The 551-nt window shown below is 68.8% G+C and carries 1 protein-coding gene; it reads left to right on the top strand.

What is annotated here, in order from left to right; genetic code table 11:
* Positions 1-551, top strand: a 551-nt coding sequence (locus tag ABD842_RS13660) for an IS630 family transposase (protein WP_345114890.1), incomplete at both ends; no start/stop codon positions are given.

Genomic DNA, 551 nt, shown 5'->3' with positions numbered 1-551 from the left:
GGTCTGCTCCCGCCCCGACGTGAACCGCTTCCACTTCCTGGACGAGACGGGCCTGCGCCTGGACTATGCCCGCACCCATGCCCGGGCCGTGGGCGGGCAACGCGTCGGCGGGGCCGTGCCCCTGCGCCGGGGCCCGGCGCTGACGCTGATCGGGGCCTTGTCGGTGCAGGGACTGGGCGCGGTGCAGCTGCTACAGGGAGCGCTCAACCAGCGCGGCTTTGCCTTCTACGTGGCCTACTGCCTGGCCCCCACGCTGCGCCCAGGCGACGTGCTGGTGCTCGACAACCTGCCCGTGCATCACCTCACGGGGCTGCGCGCGTGGCTGGCCAAGCGGGGCGTGGAGCTCGTGTTCCTGCCGCCCTACTCGCCCGACTTCACCCCCATCGAACAGGCCTGGAGCAAGCTTAGAGCGTTTCTCAGGTTAGTGTACGTGGTAGCCACAGTGGCCAAACCAGTTTTTGGCATCCTGCTCGGTTATCCAGTCGGTAGCGGCTTGGATGACGCATTCCAGCGCCTCTCGGGTGCGGGCCTGGGCCGTGCGCAGCCAGGTT

Origin of the sequence: Hymenobacter algoricola (assembly GCF_039539525.1) — a bacterium.
Classification (GTDB): Bacteria; Bacteroidota; Bacteroidia; order Cytophagales; family Hymenobacteraceae; genus Hymenobacter; species Hymenobacter algoricola.
The sequence above is the reverse complement of the archived record's forward strand: the minus strand, read 5'-3'. Positions and strand labels throughout refer to the sequence as shown.